Origin of the sequence: uncultured Tenacibaculum sp. (assembly GCF_947495995.1) — a bacterium.
GTDB lineage: Bacteria > Bacteroidota > Bacteroidia > Flavobacteriales > Flavobacteriaceae > Polaribacter.
In genome coordinates, this window is record NZ_CANMAX010000002.1 from 175,023 (window position 1) to 194,494 (window position 19,472).

The 19,472-nt window shown below is 29.2% G+C and carries 19 protein-coding genes; 12 read left to right on the plus strand and 7 right to left on the minus strand.

The genetic code is table 11. The features are described 5' to 3' along the window. Window positions 1-106 precede the first annotated feature (106 nt). From Q1A15_RS05850 to Q1A15_RS05870, 5 genes are all read left to right on the plus strand, one after another. Window positions 107-1,996 carry a histidine kinase gene (locus Q1A15_RS05850; RefSeq protein ID WP_299620260.1) on the plus strand — a complete coding sequence of 630 codons (1,890 nt, stop codon included), beginning with the start codon at window positions 107-109 and terminating at the stop codon, window positions 1,994-1,996. Continuing rightward, window positions 1,989-2,729 (plus strand): LytTR family DNA-binding domain-containing protein, encoded by a 741-nt coding sequence (locus Q1A15_RS05855; RefSeq protein ID WP_299620263.1) that lies wholly within the window; start codon window positions 1,989-1,991, stop codon window positions 2,727-2,729. Before Q1A15_RS05850 ends, Q1A15_RS05855 begins: the two co-directional genes overlap by 8 nt. Before the next feature lie 116 nt (window positions 2,730-2,845). After that, window positions 2,846-3,598 carry a hypothetical protein gene (locus Q1A15_RS05860; RefSeq protein WP_299620266.1) on the plus strand — a complete coding sequence of 251 codons (753 nt, stop codon included), beginning with the start codon at window positions 2,846-2,848 and terminating at the stop codon, window positions 3,596-3,598. Between the two features lie 230 nt (window positions 3,599-3,828). Further along, on the plus strand, window positions 3,829-4,041 hold the full coding sequence (locus Q1A15_RS05865; RefSeq protein WP_299620269.1) for a hypothetical protein: 213 nt from the start codon (window positions 3,829-3,831) through the stop codon (window positions 4,039-4,041). 17 nt (window positions 4,042-4,058) lie between these two features. Next, window positions 4,059-4,277, plus strand: a complete 219-nt coding sequence (locus tag Q1A15_RS05870) for a hypothetical protein (protein ID WP_299620271.1) — start codon at window positions 4,059-4,061, stop codon at window positions 4,275-4,277. A gap of 73 nt (window positions 4,278-4,350) precedes the next feature. Here the strand turns inward: Q1A15_RS05870 and Q1A15_RS05875 are convergent, their stop codons facing one another. The 3 genes from Q1A15_RS05875 to prfB form a co-directional block, all read right to left on the minus strand. Continuing rightward, the gene (locus tag Q1A15_RS05875; protein ID WP_299620274.1) at window positions 4,351-7,134 is read right to left on the minus strand and encodes an insulinase family protein; all 2,784 of its coding nucleotides are present in this window, start codon (window positions 7,132-7,134) and stop codon (window positions 4,351-4,353) included. 96 nt (window positions 7,135-7,230) lie between these two features. Continuing rightward, the gene (arsC, locus tag Q1A15_RS05880) at window positions 7,231-7,572 is read right to left on the minus strand and encodes an arsenate reductase (glutaredoxin) (protein WP_299620276.1); all 342 of its coding nucleotides are present in this window, start codon (window positions 7,570-7,572) and stop codon (window positions 7,231-7,233) included. Window positions 7,573-7,607: 35 nt separating this feature from the next. Further along, window positions 7,608-8,702, minus strand: a complete 1,095-nt coding sequence (prfB, locus tag Q1A15_RS05885) for a peptide chain release factor 2 (RefSeq protein WP_299620279.1) — start codon at window positions 8,700-8,702, stop codon at window positions 7,608-7,610. 70 nt (window positions 8,703-8,772) lie between these two features. Between prfB and Q1A15_RS05890 the strand changes: the two genes are divergently transcribed. Both Q1A15_RS05890 and Q1A15_RS05895 read left to right on the plus strand, forming a co-directional pair. Continuing rightward, a complete protein-coding gene (locus Q1A15_RS05890; protein ID WP_299620282.1) occupies window positions 8,773-11,148 on the plus strand; it encodes a zinc-dependent metalloprotease in 2,376 nt (791 codons plus the stop codon). A 31-nt stretch (window positions 11,149-11,179) separates the two neighbouring features. Then, entirely contained in the window at window positions 11,180-12,214 is a 1,035-nt protein-coding gene (locus Q1A15_RS05895; protein WP_299620285.1) for a GntG family PLP-dependent aldolase, read from the plus strand. Between the two features lie 8 nt (window positions 12,215-12,222). Here Q1A15_RS05895 and Q1A15_RS05900 read toward each other — a convergent pair whose 3' ends face one another. Genes Q1A15_RS05900 through Q1A15_RS05910 form a run of 3 tightly spaced genes read right to left on the minus strand, consistent with a single transcriptional unit; the run spans window position 12,223 to window position 13,842 of the window. Beyond that, the gene (locus Q1A15_RS05900) at window positions 12,223-12,717 is read right to left on the minus strand and encodes a hypothetical protein (RefSeq protein WP_299620288.1); all 495 of its coding nucleotides are present in this window, start codon (window positions 12,715-12,717) and stop codon (window positions 12,223-12,225) included. An 11-nt stretch (window positions 12,718-12,728) separates the two neighbouring features. Continuing rightward, window positions 12,729-13,340, minus strand: coding sequence for a hypothetical protein (locus tag Q1A15_RS05905; RefSeq protein ID WP_299620291.1), 612 nt, complete (start codon window positions 13,338-13,340; stop codon window positions 12,729-12,731). Window positions 13,341-13,347: 7 nt separating this feature from the next. Then, complete coding sequence (locus Q1A15_RS05910; RefSeq protein ID WP_299620294.1) at window positions 13,348-13,842, minus strand: RNA polymerase sigma factor; 495 nt, start codon at window positions 13,840-13,842, stop codon at window positions 13,348-13,350. 122 nt (window positions 13,843-13,964) lie between these two features. Here Q1A15_RS05910 and Q1A15_RS05915 point away from each other — a divergent pair, with 122 nt between their 5' ends. From Q1A15_RS05915 to Q1A15_RS05935, 5 genes are all read left to right on the plus strand, one after another. After that, complete coding sequence (locus Q1A15_RS05915; protein ID WP_299620297.1) at window positions 13,965-14,858, plus strand: MerR family transcriptional regulator; 894 nt, start codon at window positions 13,965-13,967, stop codon at window positions 14,856-14,858. Window positions 14,859-14,936: 78 nt separating this feature from the next. Next, a complete protein-coding gene (gene crtI / locus Q1A15_RS05920) occupies window positions 14,937-16,406 on the plus strand; it encodes a phytoene desaturase family protein (protein ID WP_299620300.1) in 1,470 nt (489 codons plus the stop codon). After that, window positions 16,403-17,245 (plus strand): phytoene/squalene synthase family protein, encoded by an 843-nt coding sequence (locus Q1A15_RS05925; RefSeq protein WP_299620304.1) that lies wholly within the window; start codon window positions 16,403-16,405, stop codon window positions 17,243-17,245. The genes crtI and Q1A15_RS05925 overlap by 4 nt, the downstream gene beginning before the upstream one ends. Then, a complete protein-coding gene (locus Q1A15_RS05930; protein ID WP_299620307.1) occupies window positions 17,245-17,694 on the plus strand; it encodes a sterol desaturase family protein in 450 nt (149 codons plus the stop codon). Before Q1A15_RS05925 ends, Q1A15_RS05930 begins: the two co-directional genes overlap by 1 nt. Next, window positions 17,694-18,386 carry a lycopene cyclase domain-containing protein gene (locus Q1A15_RS05935; RefSeq protein WP_299620310.1) on the plus strand — a complete coding sequence of 231 codons (693 nt, stop codon included), beginning with the start codon at window positions 17,694-17,696 and terminating at the stop codon, window positions 18,384-18,386. Before Q1A15_RS05930 ends, Q1A15_RS05935 begins: the two co-directional genes overlap by 1 nt. On the opposite strand, the gene Q1A15_RS05940 is transcribed toward Q1A15_RS05935, so the two are convergent. Continuing rightward, window positions 18,383-19,408: a hypothetical protein gene (locus tag Q1A15_RS05940; RefSeq protein WP_299620313.1), complete on the minus strand. Its 1,026-nt coding sequence runs from the start codon at window positions 19,406-19,408 to the stop codon at window positions 18,383-18,385. The two genes, Q1A15_RS05935 and Q1A15_RS05940, sit on opposite strands and share 4 nt — an antisense overlap. Between the last annotated feature and the right edge of the window lie 64 nt (window positions 19,409-19,472).

Consider the following 19,472-nt stretch of genomic DNA (forward strand, 5'->3'; position numbering starts at 1 on the left):
TTTGCGAGTCTTTTTTGTTTATGGAAACAGCTACAGTAGTCGTACGTTAAGATTTGTGATCAATTGATCTAAAAAAATTAACTTTGAAAATATATAAGAGTATTAGATGAAAAAAATTGGGGCTTTTTTCTTAATCATTTTAGTGTGTTTAAGTTGTAATAATTCAGATGTAAATACAAAAGAAAATATATTAGAAACGATTGCGTCACTTCAAAAAAAGTCTAAAAAAGTAAAGAAGGATTCTACTTTATTTTACATCAATAAAGCAGAAGAAATACTTGATAAAAACCCAAAAATAAGTGACTCGCTTCTCTTAGAAAATATATTCTTAAAAGGAAATTACTTTAAGAAACAGAATAATTTGGATTCAGCAAGATTTTACCTTCATAAAACTATTTCTCTAATAAAAAAGCCTAATGAAAGTTCTAGAACAATTGCATTTTATAGAACCACTTGGGAAATGGAAAACCTTAGAGGGAATATTGCAAACGGAATAAGTTTAGCCAAAGATTTTATTAAAATTTCAGATGAAGTTAAGTTTAAAAAAGATCTTATTTATGCTTATAATTATTTGGCTAGAAAAAGTTTAGTATTTGGTAATTATCAAGAATCATTACAATACAATAACAAAATCCTTAAAATAGCAAAAGAAATAGGTAATATAGATATGTATGTAATTACTGCTATTGCCAAATCTAGAGTTTTCTCATATTATCTAAAGGATAAGAAAAAAGCTACAAAATTATTAGATAGTTTACTTACAATCGATTGTAGTATTGATTCTAAACGTCAGATTTATAGAAGATATGGAATTTTAAATTTCTACAGCGAAGACTATAAAAGTGCAATTTCTTATTACAAGAAAGTTATTAAGCTTATAAAAGAACAAGGTTTGTTAAGTAAAGGTCATGAAAGTAAAATTGATTTCACTAACAACTTAATAGAAGCATATAATAACATTTCTGAAGCTTATTTAACAACTAAAGCATATGATATTACTTCTCAATATTTAGATTCAACAAAAGCATTATTGAATGTTAATACGAAGAAAAAACACGTTAATTCTTATACGAAATATCGATTTTTGTTGAATTACAGAACTAATAAAGATGAAAAAGAAGTACTAAAGGAATATCTATCATTTATAAAAGAAAGTACGAATAGACAAGAGGAGAAAATAAATGAAAAACTGTATGCATTACAATTAGCCAATGAAAAAGAAAAATTAGCTATTGCCGAAAAAAATAAAGCAATTGTAGATAATATTCAGTTAGAATCTAGAAACATTAAACTTATTGCTTTTTCTAGTATTGTAGTATTATTACTAATCATTGGATATTTGTTTTATAGACAAAGAAATTATGCTTTTGAACGTCAAGAAATACAGTTACAGCAACGATTATTACGTTCTCAAATGAATTCTCATTTTTCATTTAATAGTTTATCTATAATTCAGAGTCAGTTTAAAGGAGATCAGAATTCGGCAGTAAACTATTTAACTAAATTCTCTAGATTACTACGATTAGTACTGAGTAATTCGTTACAGAATTACGTGTTGATAGAAGATGAATTAGAGTTACTAAAAAAATACCTAGAATTACAGTTATTTAGGTTTCCCGATAGTTTCGGATTTAACATAGAAATAGAAAATTTTGAAGAGGATGATTTACTCTATATTCCTCCAATGCTTATACAGCCTTTTATAGAAAATAGTATTGAACATGGTTTTTCAAAAATCGATTATAAAGGGAAAATAACGATTCATTTAAAATTAGAAGGAAAATATATTCAATGCACGATTGAAGATAATGGAATAGGCTTACAAAAAGAAAAATCTAAGACAAAGACATCTGTTTCTACAGAATTAATTTCAAACTTCATATATAAAACCACAAAACAAAAAATTATTACATTCGATAAAAAAGAGTTGAATACGAATGAAAGTGGAGTATACGTGAAATTTTTAATCCCCTATAAATTGACAAGTAATGATTAAAGCAATTTTGATTGATGATGAGGTTTATATCAAAGAATTGATTAGAGAAAAACTCACCAATAATTTTCAAGATAAAATAGAAATAGTAGGAGAAGCAGAAGGTGTTTCCGATGCTATACAAGTTATTAGTAAAGAAAAACCTGATCTGTTATTTTTAGATATTCATTTAAAAGATGGTACAAGTTTCGATATTCTTTCTCAAATAGATTATAAAGATTTGTGTTTAGTTTTTATAACTGGTTTCGATGATCATGCTATTAAAGCTATTAAGGTTGGAGCTTTAGATTATATAATTAAACCTATAGATGATGATGAGTTTAATACGGCAGTGACTAAAGTAGTAGAAGGATTTCAACAACATAATCATACTGAAAAATCTGTTGAAGTTTCTAAAGAACACTTTACAAAATCATCTGGCAGAAAGCGTATTATTTTAAAGACTTTAGAGAATATTTTTATTGTTTATGAAGAAGATATCTTTTACTGTAAATCTGAAGGAAACTATACTATGTTTTACACAAAAAACGATAGAATTGTGGTTTCTAAGCCTATTAAAATGATGGAAGAATTATTATCTAAAAATGTGTTTATTCGATGTCACAAATCGTATTTAGTAAATAAAAACCATGTAATTCAATACAATAAAAACGGGTTATTGATTATTAATGAAGATCACAAAGTTCCGGTTTCAAGTCGACGAAAAGATTTTATTATTCAAGAAATTTTCAATTAATAAATTGAAAGCGTTAATGAATTATTCAATAGCGTTAATACATTTTACTAAAGCTCTTATACAAAGAATAAATATATTTTGATCTAAATATTTAGTTTCAACTAAAAATATAAATCATGAATAAATCAACCCTAATACTTTTAGTCTCATTTTTATCTTTTTTATCATGTTCCCAAGATGATAATATGTTAGCTGAAAATGAATCAACAGTGGAAGTAAATACTACTATTAAACTAGAAAAAAAGTCAGTCAGAGAAGAGGAGGAGGTTCCGTTTAATTTTTATGAAAGTAAATTACAATCGGTTTCTTTTTTAGTATCTAAGACGATACTAAATGATGAAAATAGTCTACAATTAATTCTTAATCTTTTAAATGGTTTAGATAACCCTGAAAGAATTAGATTACATGAATTATTTAATACTTTTAATGATAACAATTCATTTGTAGCAGCTTTTGAATCACAATACATGTTCTATTACGGTTCAGGTAATTTCAGTTGTGGCGGAAGACCAGATGAAGAAGAAGAACCACCTACATTAGAGAAAGGTTTACATTCTGTAGGAGTAACATCTTTTGAATCTTACTTAGAATCTATTGTAGATGAAAATTGTATTGAACTTTATTTTCCAAACGGATTTAACGAAGATGAATTAAATGTAGATTTTCCAATTATAATTTCATCTGCTCATCCATTAACAACAGCTCAAACCAATTATGCATATATAAACGGCCCAGAGTGTAAGATTAAAAAATCAGAAATAACAAACAGATCCGAAGGAAATATAATTATAGCTAAACCTTATATAAGTGATGATTGTTTTTATCCGAATTTGATAAAACCAGGTTTTGAATCTTTTTTAGCTAAATAAAAACTAATAAGTACTTGAGATATTTAGCCTCTTACATTTTGTAAGAGGTTTTTTTGTGGAATGCAATGAGTCACTACGTTAATGAATTTGTTTAAAGCGTTAGTGAGTTTACTATTGATATCTAAATATTTATGTAACATTTTTATCTCGTAGATATTTATAAAGTAAAGAAATTAACCTTCTTTAAAAAGAGTAAGTATCTGATAGATAAATCATTTAAAATATTAATTATGAAAACCTTATTGAATTTAAAAGGTGTGACTTTTTTGAGTGCACAAGAACAAAAAAAGATTAATGGAGGATTAACTAAAACTAAAAAATTATGTGATAGTAGTTTATGTAATACTGTTCCAGGTAGATGTTGTGGGGTCGATAGCAACGGTAATTATGGATGTGTAATAGCTAATACCGAAATGGGATCAGTAAATAGCAATTGTAGATAATTTAAAATAGTATAAAAATGAAACAATTATTAAAATTACAAGGTGTACAAAAGTTAGATAAAGTATCACAGCAAAAAATTGCTGGAGGAAAAGGAGTTGCATTGGTAAACGGATGTGCTGTAAACAAAGGATGTTATGTAGCATCAGAGTGTATCAGCTTTGCTGCAAACTGTGTTATGAAATGTATTACAGGTACTGGTTTAGAACCTGGTATATGTGTGGGATATGTTGCTTAAAATAATAAAATGAAGAACAAAAAAGCTCGCCATTGGCGAGCTTTTTAAATTATACATAAAAGATTATGAATCTTTATTTTTCAGGATTTAAAATTCCTAAGATATAACCATTAGAAAGGTATTTCTTAGCTAATTTTTGAATATCCTTAGTTGTAACAGCATTTACTCTTTCTTCGAAAGTAAATATGTTATCAGGATTACCTTTAGCATAATCGATTCCACGTATTACATTTAACCAGAATCTATTTTTCTTCATTTCGTCTTTACGATCGTTAATCATACCTTTTTTAGCCTTATCTAAATCTTCTTGAGTTGGCCCATTTTTAATTAACGATTCGACCTCTGCCACAGAAATATCTTTAAGCTTTTGAACATTTTCAGGAGCACAAGGGAAACCGATAGATAAACTATATCTTCCATAAGGTAATTTGCTCATACCGCTACGTGCACCAGCAGAATATACTCCACTTTCTTTTTCACGTAATTTTTCAATTAACTTAATACTTAATACTTCACCAATAAAATCAAAAGTTAAAGCATCTTTATCGTTATAATCTGCTTCACCTTGATATCTAATGCTAACCGTACTCTTAGGAGCTTTACCTTTCGCTAAAATCTTCTCATGAGAACCTGTTTTAGGACGGAAATCATGTACTTTATAAGTTTCTTTAGAATTCGTACTAGGTAAACTAGCAATATACTTTGAAACTAATTCTACAAGCTTATTTTCATCAACGTTTCCAACAAAGTAAAAGTTGAAATCACTAGCATCAGCGAAACGTTCTCTATATTTTTTATAAGCTAAGTCATAATCAGAGGCATCATATTTTTCTGGAGATGGAAACCCTACATAGCGATCGTTACCTTCGTTCATGAAATCTCTCATTTCTTTTTGGTAGTAAAATCTTGGACTACTTAAAAGATTTCCTATGAAACTTTTTTGCTTATTAATAAACGATTTATAAGCTTTATCATCTTTGTTTAAAGCAGTAAAATATAAATGTACTTGTTGTAAAAGTTCTTCTAAGTATTTAGGAGAAGCACTACCAGAGAATCCTTCGCTAATACTTCCGATATAAGGTCTAACTCTAGCAATCTTACCAGACATCATTTTACCCATATCATTTAAATTGAAACCGTTAATTCCAGCTTCAGTTAAACCATCATTTGCAAATGCAGTAACTTTAAATTCTTCGTTACTGTATAAAGAAGTACCTCCGTAACTAAATGCAGAGAATAAAATTTCGTCATTTTTAAAGTCAGTCTTCTTGTAAGTTACTTTAGCACCATTACTTAATACTAAAGTTTTTGTACCTAATTTATCATTAGTTGTAGTTTTAACAACTGTACCAGCTTTAGGAGCTTTTGTAATTAAAGAAGAAGCTACAGCTTTATCTTCATACGGCTTTAAATCTTTTGTTTTTACATCGTTTAAAGCTTTTAATACTTGAGCTTCAGTAACAACTTTTTTAGGTCCTGTAATTACAACAACTCTGTTATCATCGTGTAAATAGTTTTTAATTAAATCGTTTACTTCAGATAACTGAATAGTAGGTAACATTTTAAGAGTACTTTTATAACTCCATTCAACACTAGCCACTGGTCTTCCGTCTAAGAAACCTCCAACTAAAGATCCAGCAATTCTACTAGATTCTCTCTTATCTCTATCTTTAAAAGATTTTTCGATACTAGAAATAATATTCTTTTTTGCTCTTTCGAACTCTCCTTTTTGGAAACCAAAACGTTTTACTCTTTCGTTTTCAGTTAATAAAGTTTCTAAACCTATTAATTGTCCGTCAGCACTTGTTCCAGCTTGAGATTGAAATGCATTTCTATCTTTAGCTAAAGTACCACCATAATAGCTAAAACCATAAGTAAAAGGAGGGTTCTCACTGTTTACTAATTCTTCAAATCTATTATTAATCATTCGATTAAATAAATTAGTTATTAAAGATTTTCTATAATCGTTAACACTACTATTAGGTTTACTGTCCTCACGATCTTTGTACATAATCTCAACATTAGCAAACGGAGCTTCTTTGTCTGCTTCAATAGCAATAAGAGTTTCTTTGTGATTTTTTAAAGTATAACTCTCTTTTTTTCTAGGATTCTTGCGAGCGGGAATTTTAGAGAAGAAATCTTTTACTTTTTGTTCTAAAACAGCAACATCTACGTCTCCTACAGCAATTACAGCCATTAAATCTGGTCTATACCAATCTTTAAAGAAACGACGAATGCTTTCGTGCTTAAAGTTTTCGATATTTTCTTTAGTACCGATAGGTAATCTCTTTGCATATTTAGAACCGAAAGCAATCTTATCTATATAATTTTGTAACATTCTAGTATTAGCATCTCTACCTGTACGATATTCTTCAAGAACAACTCCACGTTCTTCATCTATATCTTTACCTTCTAATAATGCACCATGCGCCCAGTTTTCAATAATTTGAAAACCTTTATCTAATTTTTCCTTATCATCCGTAGGAATTGGTAAGATATACACAGTTTGATCAAATCCTGTATATGCATTTAAGTGTGATCCAAATTTAACTCCAATAGATTGTAAATAATCGATTAACTCGTTTCTTTTAAAATCTTTTGTTCCGTTAAAGTTCATATGCTCCATAAAGTGAGCTAAACCTAATTGATCTTCATCTTCTAAAACAGAACCAGCTTTAATTGCTAAGCGTAATTCTACTTTATTAGCAGGTTTTGCATTTTGTTTTACGAAGTAAGTTAATCCGTTAGATAATTTTCCTGTTTTGACTGAAGGGTCATTTGGAATTTTTGTAGACTGTGCTACAACTATTTGCGATACAAATAGTACTAGTGTAAATAATTTTACAACTTTTTTCATAGTAAATTAAAGTATTAATAGTTGACGCGAATATACGCGCAATGAGTGTTAAAATTCAACTTTCTCTGTTAATAAGTGTTAATTTGTGAGAATCTGTTACAGAATTTCTAAAATTTTTTGAGGAGGTCTACCAATCACAGCTTTTTTATCGTGAATCACTATTGGTCTTTCTATAAGTTTTGGATTTTCTACCATAGCAGTAATTATTTCATCGTCAATTAAGTCTTTTCCTTTATAGTTTTCTTTCCAAATACTTTCATTCTTACGAACTAAATCAATTGGAGCAATGTTTAATAATGAAATAATTTCTTTAAGTTCAGTCTTATTTAAAGTTTCATTCAAGTATTTAACTACAGTGAATTCTTTTTTACTTTCTTCTAAAATAGCTAATCCTTGTCTAGATTTAGAGCATCTAGGATTGTGATATATTTTGATCATGATTTATCTTTTGATTTTGTTTTAATTTTTGATTTCTAACTCTCTTTTTGTCCCATCATCATTAGATAAGATTTTAAAAACGGATTTATATTTCCGTCCATAACTGCATCTACATTTCCTGTTTCATGGGCAGTTCTAACATCTTTTACCAATTTATAAGGATGCATTACATAATTTCGAATCTGACTTCCCCATTCATTTTTCAGTTTATTAGCTTCGATATCAGCACGAGCAGCTTGTCTTTTTTGAAGTTCTATTTCATATAACTGTGATTTCAGCATTTGTAAAGCTGTCGCTCTATTATCGTGTTGAGATCTTGAATTAGAACATTGAATTTGAATACCCGTAGGCTTATGGTGTAATTGAACTTTCGTTTCTACTTTATTTACATTTTGTCCACCTGCACCACTAGAACGAGCAGTAGTAATTTCAATATCAGCAGGATTAATCTCAATTTCTATGGAATCATCAGCAACAGGGTATACATAAACAGAAGAGAAAGAAGTATGACGTTTTGCATTACTATCGAAAGGAGAAATACGAACTAAACGATGTACACCATTTTCACCTTTTAACCAACCAAAGGCAAAATCGCCATCTATTTCTATAGTTACAGTTTTTATACCAGCAGTATCACCACTTTGGTAGTTTAATGTTTTTAATTTGAAACCTTGTTTTTCTGCCCACATCGTATACATACGAGTCAACATTTCTGTCCAATCACAACTTTCGGTACCTCCAGCACCGGCAGTAATTTGAATCACTGCACTTAAGTTATCTCCTTCTTCAGAAAGCATGTTTTTAAATTCAATATCTTCTAAAAAAGCACTAGTTTTTTCAAATTGTTCTGTGATTTCATCTTCTTCTACATCACCTTCTTTAAAGAAATCATAAAGTACATTCAAATCCTCGCTTAATGTAACGATTTCATCATAATCGCTAACCCACTTTTTCTTTAATCGTAACGATTTCATTAATGTTTCAGCTTCTTTCGGATTATTCCAGAAATTAGGATCGGCAGTTTTTTCTTCTTCATTAGAAATTTCAATCAATTTTTGATCGATATCCAAATAATCTCTAAGCTTTTCTACGCGATTTTTAATGTTTTTTAATTGGTCGAATGTAATCATAAAGGCAAAAATAAGGTAAAAAAAAGATTTACTATTTTTATCTGCCTTTAAATCTAAACCATACAACTACATGAAAAATGCACTACTTATTTTATGCTGTTTTTTTACACTTTCTACATTTGCTCAGTTTTTTGAGGGAAAAAAAGAAATGAAGAGAAATGAAGGATTTATTCCTTTCTATTATAATGAAAAAACAGATGAAATTTTCTTAGAAATAACAAAACTAGATACCGAAATTTTATATGTAAACGCTTTATCAGAAGGTGTTGGATCGAATGATATTGGTTTAGATAGAGGTCAGTTAGGAAGTGGAGTAGTGGTAAAATTTAAAAAAGCTGGTAATAAATTATTGCTAATACAACCTAATCAGAATTTTAGAGCTGTAACAGATAATATTGAAGAAAAACAATCGGTAAAAGAAGCGTTTGCAAAATCTGTTTTACATGGTTTTAAAATTGTAGAAGAAAAGAATAATCGTTACTTGATTAATGCAACCAGTTTTTTTGTGAGAGATGCACATGAAGTAGCCAATAGATTAGCTTCTAATAACCAAGGGAATTATCGATTGGATAAAAGTAAAAGCGCATTTTATATTGATAGGACTAAAGCTTTTCCTAAGAATGTTGAGTTTGATGTAATGCTTACTTTCTCAGGAAAACCAAAAGGGTATAACATACGAAGTGTTACACCAAATGCTTCTTTAGTAACGGTTCATCAACATCATTCTTTTGTTGAGTTACCAGATGATAAATACAAGCCTAGAGTATACGATCCTCGTTGTGGTTCTTGGCAAATGACATACTTAGATTATGCGACTCCAGTTGATCAATCTATCAGAAAACGTTTCATATACAGACATCGATTAGAGAAAAAAAATCCTAAAGCTAAAATTAGCGAAGCTGTTGAACCTATAATTTATTATTTAGACAGAGGAACGCCAGAACCTGTCCGTTCTGCTTTGTTAGAAGGGGGAAGATGGTGGAATCAAGCTTTTGAAGCAATTGGTTATAAAAATGCTTTTCAGTTAAAAATGTTACCTGAAGATGCCGATCCGTTAGATGTTCGTTACAATGTCATTCAATGGGTACATCGTTCAACAAGAGGTTGGAGTTATGGAGGAAATATTTCTGATCCAAGAACTGGAGAAATATTAAAAGGACATGTAAGTTTAGGTTCACTTCGAATTCGTCAAGATTTTTTAATTGCTCAGGCCTTGCAAGCTCCCTACGCAAATGGAAATATTGATGATAAGTTTGCTTTGGAAATGGCTTTAGCAAGAATTCGTCAATTATCTGCTCATGAAATCGGACACACATTAGGTTTCGCTCATAATTTTGCAGCAAGTACAAATAACAGATCTTCGGTAATGGATTATCCTCATCCACAGCTTCAACTTAAAAATGGAAAAGTTGATTTTTCAAATGCTTATGACGATAAAATAGGAGCTTGGGATAAAATAACTGTAGCGTATGCCTATCAAGATTTTCCTAATCAAGAAAAAGAAGGTTTAGCTAAGATTTTAAAAGAAGCTTCTGATAAAGGATTACGATTTATTTCTGATGCAGATGCAAGACCAAAAGGTAGTGCACATGCTTATGCACATTTATGGGATAACGGAAAAAGTGCTTCTGAAGAATTAAATAATGTATTAGCAATTAGAAAAAAGGCAATCGAAGACTTTTCCGCAGATAATATCAAAACCAATGAACCATATTCAGTTTTAGAAGATGTATTTGTTCCGTTGTATTTTTTCCATAGATATCAAACAGATGCAACTTCAAAATTAATAGGTGGATTAGATTATACCTACGCAGTTAAAGGACAAAAAGATGTAATTGTTGAAAGAATAAAAGGAGCTACAGAAAGACAAGCTTTAAAAGCCCTTTTAAAAACTATTGACGTAAAAGAAATAGCAATTCCGAAACGATTATTAAAACTTTTTCCCCCAAGAGCTTACGGATATGGAAGAACAAGAGAAAGTTTTAAAAGTAAAACAGGAGTAGCTTTCGATCCGTATGGAGCGGTGCAAACTAATGTTGCATTTACATTGAGTTATTTGTTACATCCAGAACGTGTAAACCGTGTTATACAACATTATAGTATAGATAATAGTCAGTTAAGTTTACAAGAGATTTTAGATAAACTAATTGAAGTTTCTGTACAGAAATCATATCAAGATTCTTACTACAAATCATTGAATACAATTGTATCAAAAGAAATTATTTTAAATTTATTTTATTTGCACAACAGTTCAATTTATTTTGAGGGAAAAGCGATTGTAAATGAAAAAATCAATACAATCAAATCGTATTTAGAGAGCAATAAAAATACGGTGAATAATGAGTTTCTTGTTTTAATTAATGATTTTAAGAAAAATCCTTCAAAGTATAGTAAGAAATCAGTAGTTTTAAAAATGCCTGATGGTTCTCCAATTGGATCAAAATAAACGCACAATTAACTAATAATAAATTTTTGAAATGCAAGTAAATTTAATAAGTGATACTGTAACAAAGCCTACGGAAGGAATGTTAAAAGCAATGATGACGGCTGATGTTGGTGATGATGTTTTTAAAGGAGATCCTACAGTAAATTTATTACAAGAAAAAGTAGCTGATATGTTCGGAATGGAAGATGCTTTGTTTTTTCCTTCAGGAACCATGGCGAACCAAACAGCAATAAAATTACATACACAACCTGGTGATAAATTATTTTGTGATAAATGGGCTCACGTGTACAATTATGAAGGTGGAGGAGCAGCTTTTAATGCTGGAGTTTCTTGTAAGTTAATTGATGGAGATCGAGGAATGTTTACGGCAGACCAATTGCATTATGCTGCAGAAGGAAGATCAGATATTCATGTACCATATTCTCGTTTAGTTTGTATAGAGAATACAACGAATAAAGGTGGAGGAGCTTGTTGGGATTTTGATGAATTGAAAAATATAAAAGAAGTTTCAGATAAGTTTAATTTAGCATATCATTTAGATGGTGCTAGACTTTTTAATGCTCTTGTAGAGAAAAATGAAACACCTAAACAATACGGAGAATTATTCGATACAATTTCTATTTGTTTATCAAAAGGACTTGGAGCTCCGATAGGTTCTGTTTTAGTTGGTTCTAAAGATCATATTGCAAAAGCACTTAGAATAAGGAAACTATTTGGTGGTGCTATGCGACAAGTTGGGTATTTGGCTGCTGCTGGTATTTACGCATTAGATAATCATATAGAGCGTTTACAAGAAGATCATCAAAAAGCAAAAGAAATAGGAGAGACCTTACAGCAATTATCTTATGTGAAAAAAGTTGAACCTATAGAAACTAATATCGTTATTTTTTATGTAAACGATAATTTAAATGCAGCTGATTTTATCAAAGATATGCAAGAGAAAGATATTTTGTTAACTCCTATGGGAGAAGGTAAAATAAGAATTGTAACACATTTAGATTATACTGATAAAATGCATAAAACATTATTAAAAGCATTACAAAACTATCAAATGCTAAAGTTTTAACCTTTACTTTAAAAGAAGACTCTAAATACAGGAGATATCGCTGATGAATAGATACTTTTATTTTCGTCGAAAAGTACATCGTATCTAAAACCAATTGCAATATTTCTATTAACGTTGTAAGACGCACCTAGATATAAAGCAGGGTAGCTAAAATTATCCTTGATTCCTTGAAAACTTCTATTCACAAAAAGTTGTTCAAATTCTGCGGAAAGTTGTATCTCTTGTATTGGATTATAAAAACTTAGTAAGCTAGTACTAAAAACATTATTCTTAATATCATCTCGTTTCGCGTATTGGTAACCTAATCCAATTCCTAAAGAAAAGTTGGAACTAAAATCATATATAGCGTTAGGAGCTATTGCAATTGTAGTAGTATTGTTACCAAACCCTAAACCAAAAGAACCTCCGAATCTTACATTATCCCAAAATTCAGAGGAATCACTATCTTGACAAAAACTATTGAAACTAATAAAAATCAGAAGTAATAAAGCTATTTTTTTCATGAGAAAATTATTTACTCATCTAATTTAGCTAAATCTTTATAATTTTTATTCAATTTATTTAATAAGATACCATATAACAATTGATAGATTAACCATATTACAGTTAACATTACGGCTAAAGCAATTAATGAAGCAATAATAATACCTACAGTGTGTAGTGTAGATAAATCTGTAAATTGTTTATTTACCATTAAAATTGTAGCTATAACATAAAAAATAGCTAGGTAAGTTAAGTTGATTAAAACATAATTACGAACTGTCTTTCTAGTGTTAAGAATTTGGTTCATTAAACTCTTGGTGCTTTCTGTAGTTGAAATAGATCGATAATTAATGTAAAATCTGTAAAGAAAATATAATACAATAGCAGATCCAGCAATGGTATTAAATAACATGAAGTATTTATTTAAACCAATATTTTCATAAGCTTGTATACTTTCTTCAATATCTAAAAAGAAGTAAGAAGAACTTATGAGTATAAATTCTATTAATCCAATAATAAAAATCCATTTTACAATTGATGAAGATTTAGATTTCATCATCTTATAAATCTCTCCTTTAGAGACTTTATTTGAGTTCTCTGGCTGGTTATCCCAAGCCTCTTTATATTTTTCTAATAAATCCATATAGTGTTTATGGGTTTAATCGTTTTTTTAATTTGTCTTTTGCTCTGTTCATTTTTACACGAGCATTTACTTCACTAATACCTAATGTTTCAGATATCTCTTTGTAGGATTTGTCTTCCAAATAAAGAAAAACTAACGCTTTATCAATATCATTTAAATGTTGAATTGCCTTGTAAAGAGATTTCAATTGAACTTCTTGTGTATCGTCATATTCAACGGCTTTAATTTTAAAAGCTATATCAGATATATCTTGCGTTTTTACCTTTCTGGTTGATTTTCTATATAGTGAAATTGCAGTGTTAAGTGCAACTCTATATAACCAGGTACTAAACTTAGCATCTCCTCTAAACTTAGCATAGTTTTTCCATACTTGTATTGTAATTTCCTGAAACAAATCATTGTGATCGCTCTGGTTTGTTGTATAAATTCTACAAATTTTATGAACAATATTCTGATTCGATTCGAAATTATCTAAAAACTTGTCTTCTAGACTTTTTGACACAATATTTACTGGTTAGTTACACTGTTAGATGCGCCAATATATAAATTGTTACAGTATTTTATAAAAAAAATTAAAAAACACTATTATATTTGTTATCTTTGTTTAATAAAAAAAGATAAACGTTGAACAATATAAAGACAGTATTTACTATTAAAGATCTTGAAAACATTTCTGGAGTAAAAGCACATACTATCCGTATTTGGGAAAAGCGTTACAATCTACTTGAGCCTAACAGAACGGATACTAACATTAGATATTACTCCACAGATAGTTTATTAAAACTATTAAATGTGGCATTATTGAATAAGCATAATTTCAAGATTTCTAAAATTGCTCAAATGTCTGAAGAGCAAATTCTCAATAGTACACGAGAATTAGCATTCAAATTTGCAGCAAACGACGAAGCAATTAATGCATTCAAAATGTCGATGTTCCAATTCGACAAAGTATTATTTAATAGTACTTACGATAAGTTATTGCACAAAAAAACGTTTAGGCAAATATTTAAAGAAGTCTTCATTCCTTTCTTAAATCAAATTGGACTTCTTTGGCAAACGAAAACGTTAATGCCTGCTCATGAGCATTTCATTTCAAATCTAATCATTCAGAAAATACAATTAAACACAGAAAAGTTAGAATATTCTGCTACTAATACAGATTATACTTATGTTCTTTTCTTACCAGATGGAGAAATTCATGAAATTGGTTTAATGTATTTAAATTTTGAGCTTGTTTTAAGAGGGTGTCAAACAATTTATCTTGGACAAAGTTTACCATTAAATAATTTGAATTATTTCTTTGAGGGTGAACTTAAAGTTTGTTTTATAACCTCAATGACTGTTCAACCTAGTGATGATAAGATTCCAGAGTACTTCAAAGAAATTGACGATATTTTAAAAGGAACAGACCATAAATTAATGGCTGTTGGAAAAAAAGCTACTATAGTATCAGAAGAAAATTTCAAATCTAATATTGAAATTTACCCTTCAATAATTGATATGATTGATGGTTTATAATTTTTGTTTAATTTTTAGTTAAAAAGATTAAACAAAACAATATTTTTTTCTACCTTTAGGGTATCAAAATTATTTACATTGAATAAAACGATATCAATAATTGGTTCAGGTTTCTCATCACTTTCAGCTGCCTGTTACATGGCAAAAGCTGGTTTTCAAGTAACAATATACGAGAAAAATAGCACTTTAGGTGGAAGAGCTAGACAATATTTAAACGAAGGTTTTACATTCGATATAGGACCTACTTGGTATTGGATGCCAGACGTTTTTGAAAAATTCTTTGCTGATTTTGGCAAGAAACCTTCAGATTTCTACACTTTAGAAAAACTAGATCCAGCTTATCAAGTATACTTCGGAGAAAATGATAGTATAACTATTCCTGGGAGTTTTGAAGAAATTTGTGAAGTTTTTGAAAATGAAGAACCAGGAAGTTCTAAGCATTTAAGAAAATTTATAAAATCTGCCCAAGATAATTACAATATTGCAGTTAAAGATGTTGTATATCGCCCCGGAATTTCTCCTCTTGAATTAGTAACTCCGCAAACAGCAGTAAGAGTTGGTCAGTTTTTTTCTACAATTAAAAAACAAGTTCGAAAAAAAATTAAGAGTTATAAGTTAATTCAAATTCTTGAATTTCCGGTGTTGTTCTTAGGAGCTAAACCAAGCAACACACCAGCTTTTTATAATTTTATGAATTATGCTGATTTCGGATTGGGTACATGGCATCCGAAAGGAGGAATGTACAAAGTCATAGAAGGTTTAGTAGCTTTAGCAAAACAGCTAGGAGTAGAGTTTGTAACGAATGCGAATGTTGAGAAGATAGATGTAGATAATAAAAATCACGTGAATTCTATTTCAGTTAATGGAGAGATTATAGAAACTAATCTTGTTTTAAGTGGAGCAGATTATCACCATACAGAAACATTATTAAATTCATCTTTAAGGCAATATTCAGAGAAATATTGGGATAATAGAGTTTTTGCACCGTCATCTTTATTATTTTATGTAGGATTCGATAAAAAATTAGAAAACGTAGAACATCACACATTATTTTTTGATACTAGTTTTGATGTACATGCGAAAGATATTTACGATACTCCAAAGTGGCCAGAAAAACCATTGTTTTATGCAAGTTTTCCTAGTATAACAGACGATTCATTCGCACCAGATGGAAAAGAAGCGGCTACTTTTTTAATTCCTTTAGCTCCTGGAATAGAAGACACTGAAGAAATAAGAGAAAAGTATTTTAATATAATTATTGAAAGATTAGAACGTTTAACTAGTCAAGATGTTAAACAAAGTATTATATTTAAAGAGAGTTATTGTGTAAACGACTTTATAGAAGATTATAACTCTTACAAAGGAAATGCATATGGGTTAGCAAATATTTTAACTCAAACAGCATTTTTAAGACCTAATATAAAAAGTAAAAAAGTTAAAAACTTATACTTTACAGGCCAATTAACGGTTCCAGGACCGGGTGTACCACCGTCTTTAATTTCGGGTAAAATAGCTTCAGATTTAATATTAAAAAACCACCTATCATGAAAGAATTATTCGACGACGTTTCTTACAAGTGTAGTAAAATAGTAACAAACAGTTACAGTACGTCTTTCTCTCTAGCGACTAAAATGTTATCTAAATCTATAAGATCTCATATCTATAATATATATGGGTTTGTTCGTTTTGCTGACGAGATAGTAGACACTTTTCATGATTACGATAAAGAAGGTTTATTAGATCGTTTTGAAAAGGATTACTTTTTATCAAAGCATTCTGGTATTAGTCTAAATCCGATTTTAAATTCATTTGTATTTACAGTAAACAAATTCGGTATTACAGATGATTTAGTTCAGGCTTTTTTAAAGAGTATGCGTGCAGATTTACACAAAACTGAATATAAGACTCAAGAAGAATATAACGAATACATATACGGTTCTGCAGATGTTGTTGGATTAATGTGTTTGAAAGTTTTCGTTAAAGGAGACGATCAAAAATACGAAGCGCTTAAAGATCCAGCTATGCGTTTAGGATCTGCTTTTCAGAAAGTAAATTTCTTACGTGATTTAAAAGATGACGTAGAACTTCTAAATAGATCTTACTTTCCTAATGTAGATTTAAAAGAACTTGATAATAAGTCTAAAGAGGAAATTATAGCAGAAATAGAAGCCGATTTCGATTATGCATTTTCAAATGGGATTTTACAATTACCAGTAGATGCCAAGTTCGGAGTTTACATGGCGTATCGTTATTACAGAAAATTATTGAATAAGTTAAAAGCTACACCTTCTGCACAAATTATGGATACAAGAATTAGGATTTCTAATCCGATGAAGATAAATTTGTTGGCAAGAAGTTATGTGAAATATAAATTAAATTTGATTTAATGATATTTGCTTTAGTTACACTAAGTACATTTATTATAATGGAGGGTATCACATGGTGTACCCATAAATATGTAATGCATGGTTTTGGATGGTATTTACATGAAGATCATCATCAACCAGGTTATCCACACGTTTTTGAAAAAAATGATGCATTTTTTGTCGTTTTTGCGATTCCGAGTATGATGTTATTCTTCTTTGGAATTCGTCCAGAATTAAATTTCTTGTTTTTTATAGGACTTGGAATTTTATTTTATGGTTTAGCATATTTTCTAATTCATGATGTTTTAATTCACCGCCGTTTCAAGTGGTTCGATAAAACTGATAATTGGTATTTTAGAGGATTAAGAAAAGCTCACAAAATACATCATAAGAAATTAGGAAAACAAGAAGGAGAGTGTTTCGGAATGTTATTCGTTCCTTTTAAGTATTTTAAAGAATATTTGAAATAGTGCTTTACTTATACTTACTTCTAAACTTAGGTTCACTAAGTATTCCTCTCATATATTCTTTTGAAAAGAATATGCGTTTTATTAAACATTGGAAAGCTGTTCTATTGTCTTTAACAATAGTTGCAGCAGTGTTTCTTGTTTGGGATGCAATTTTTACAAAAAATGGAGTTTGGGGATTTAATCCAGATTATCATCTACCTTTCTTGTTATTAGGAATGCCGATAGAAGAGTGGTTATTCTTTTTTTGTATTCCATACGCAAGTATTTTTATCCATTATTCTTTAGAATATTTTAAACCAAACTTATTAATTTCTAAGAAGAACACTCAGTTTATTACGTTAGCTTTGATAGCTGTTGTAATTCCTGTTCTGATTATGAACTGGGGAAAAGCTTATACAACGGTAAATTATTCCTTTTTAATAGGAACTTTACTGATCGGTTTTTTCTTCGGAATAGAATATTTAAGACGTTTTTATATAGCCTTTTTAATAATTTTGATTCCTTTTTTTATTGTAAATGGAGTATTAACAGGAACTGGTTTAGAAGAGCCAGTTGTTTGGTATAACAATAACGAAAATTTAGGAATAAGATTAGTAACTATACCTGTTGAAGATATTGGTTATGCATTTACAATGCTCTTTGGAAATGTATTTTTAATTGAAAAATTTAAAAAAAGATTAAATAACTTTTAATCTAAATGAAGTAATTTCCTATAGATAGCTTTAATACTATCTTTTGAAATTCCTTTTACAGTTTTAATTAATTTCCCATTTTCATAAGCCTTACCTGAATATTTTCTATTTTCTTGGGAAACTATAACTCCCGAAAAAGGTTTTCCTTTATCATCATATGTGATTTGGGCAAAAATATCTTCACGTTCAGAGTTTTTAAGATTTGAAAGTATAGTAGGAATTTTAGTGTTATAATTTTTTTCATAACGTAATTCCATAAATATCTTAAATAATAAACTACGAAAATAATCGCCTTCAGGTTCTTTTTCTGTTTTAGAACTAAATTGAAGTCCGTTTCTGATAATTTGGTATAAACTACCATCTACTTCATAATATCCAATGTCTTTTGCTACTAAAGTGTTTTTTAGTAAAGAGATAAACATAATCTCTTGTTCTTTATAGAAAAAAGATACTTTATCATCCTTTCTAATAACTTTTACATCATCTGCTCTTTTTTCAGTTATTTCGTAACCAGTTTTAGTGTAACTAATTGTAAATGCATTTGCGTAATGAACAGCAAAAACCCAAAAAACTTGTTGTGTTATTTCTCCTTTTTTTAGATAATTAATTTTTAAATATTGACTCTGTTCCGAAAAATCATAAGAACGACCATCATAAATTTTATTTTGTTTGAAAGTAGATTTAATAGTTAAAGGTTCTATTTTATCTGTAAAAAGATTGTCTTTAGAGTATTGATATTTTTTCTTTCCTTTTTTGTAATAGTCAACTAATAAAATTTCTTGAGAATCTTTAGGAAAATAACCTTCGTAAGGTTTTCCTTTTTTATAAAATCCTGTTGGATTTTCCACACCTTCAATCCATATATAATTATATTCTTTTTTTAAGATCTTACCATTCTTGTAATAAGAAGTTTCTGTTTTATCAGTATAACCTATAACTTTTACTTGTTTACCATGTAATTTTCCATTTTTATAAGAGGTTATATTACCATAATTGTCTTTAAAGATCCCATCTTTATTCATAGTCTTGTTCTCTTGAGTATATAAACTAAAAGAAAGATAAATTAAAAATATAAAAATTACTTTT